This is a genomic window from Endozoicomonas atrinae (assembly GCF_001647025.1).
Lineage (GTDB): Bacteria > Pseudomonadota > Gammaproteobacteria > Pseudomonadales > Endozoicomonadaceae > Endozoicomonas > Endozoicomonas atrinae.
Map to the genome: position 1 here is coordinate 1 of NZ_LUKQ02000517.1, position 1,736 is coordinate 1,736.

Annotated in this window: 2 protein-coding genes; both read right to left on the reverse strand. The window is 53.2% G+C overall.

Annotated elements, in window-relative coordinates:
- Positions 1-949, reverse strand: a 949-nt coding sequence (locus AK963_RS28595) for a ParB N-terminal domain-containing protein (RefSeq protein ID WP_066018675.1), incomplete at its 3' end; no start/stop codon positions are given.
- A 198-nt stretch (positions 950-1,147) separates the two neighbouring features.
- Positions 1,148-1,513, reverse strand: coding sequence for a DUF6362 family protein (locus AK963_RS28600; protein WP_066018676.1), 366 nt, complete (start codon positions 1,511-1,513; stop codon positions 1,148-1,150).
- Positions 1,514-1,736 lie beyond the last annotated feature (223 nt).

The window sequence follows — 1,736 nt, forward strand, 5'->3', positions numbered from 1 at the left end:
CATCGCCCTGGTCTCGGGCTCCACACCAGAAGTGCTCTGAGCCTTCCTTCCAGCCGTAGAGAATCGGTTCGTATTGACGCTGATAATCGGAACGTCCCAGGGTGAAGGTGTTCTTGGCCCAGATGATGAACGTGGACCACTTGCCACCGGCTTCTCGAAAGGACTTCTGTAAGGTGTCCAGTTCCGACGACGACATGCAGATGTAAATCGCGCCCTTGCAGACACCGAGCAGGTTGCTCATAGCCGCCAGAAGGAAGGTGTAAAACTCCGTGCCCAGGTTGTCGTTTTTAATCCGGCGATCTTTTTTCGCTTTGCCGTTTTTCTCAGGATTGGCGTAATCCACGTTGTAAGGCGGATCGGTGAACACCATGTCGGCCAGCTGTCCAGCCATCAGGGTTTCCACATCGGTCTGCTCAGTAGCACTGCCACACAAAACCCGATGATCACCCAACACCCACAAATCACCGGCCTGGCTCACCGGATGCTCTTCCGGCTCAGGAATCTCATCGGCATCGGTCTGCCCTTCAGGCTCGTCCAGCAGCAGCAAACCTTCGAGTTCATCATCGGAAAACCCCATCAGGTCCAGATCAAAATCCAGCGCATCCAGCTCGGCCAGCTCCTGTTTCAGCAAGTCTTCATCCCAGCCGGAATTGGCCGTAATCTGGTTATCCGCAATCACCAGCGCTCGTCGTTGCGTCTCGGTCAGATGCCCCAGCACAATCACCGGCACCGTTTCCATACCCAGCTGCCTTGCTGCCATCAGACGACCGTGGCCTGCTACGATCACATCATCGCTGCCCACCAGCACCGGATTCACAAACCCGAACTCCTCGATGGACCGGGCAATCTGGGTCACCTGCTCATCGGAGTGAGTACGAGCGTTATTGGCGTAGGGCACCAGGCTGGCAACGGATCGATGTTCGATGGATTCGACGAGGATTCTGGCCATGGTTCTTCCGTGAACGTGGGTGAATTTCAGGTAACAAAAAACCCCGGACCAGAGTTGGTGCGGGGCTTGGATGTACTTTGCTTCGAGCTTAGCGATAACTATGAACCAAAATGCTGATTTTGTCCCACCCTGAAAAATACACTTTCTACGTTCTACCACGCTTTAGTAACACAGCACCCGCAAATACCCGCAAATCCATCACTGATTTTGCCGTAAAATCACGTGCATCATGGCTTTCCGCCAGTACCGGGATGCGGTCATTCGAGACAGCCCTGACTTTTTAGCGATATCACGCCAGGACAATCCGCCAGCACGGAGCCAGACCAGCTCTCGCTCCTCCTCGCTGAGCCAACGCAGCCAGCGCATGCACTCCACCATCCGGTCCACGGCATCCGCCGACGGCGGAGCTGGTTTTATCCTCGCATCTTCCGAGTGATACACCTCCCAGCGGTTGGGATTGAACTCCGGCCAATACGACGCGTGTCCGAGGTTCATTCCAGAGGGTACTCGACGAGCCACCAGCCAGGCCTCCCGGTAACGTTTTGCCAAATCATTCACGTCCATGTTGTTCCCCTCCTGGTTGAACCGGCTGCCACCTCCCGAACCTTGTCAGTAAGATTGGATACTTTTTAGATCCAATCTTACTTACTATAAGTAAGGGGTTTCTGGAAATTGGAAACGGGTTATTTTTCAATCAGTTAACCGTTTCCAGAGCGTTTCCAAAATTCCTCTCTGGAAATGCGACAGATGACATATAAAAATCGTTTAAATATTTATTAATCAATCC

Coding starts and splice junctions, on each gene's coding strand:
- AK963_RS28600 (WP_066018676.1), bottom strand. CDS start 1,513: ATGGACGTGAATGATTTGGCAAAACGTTACCGGGAGGCCTGGCTGGTG.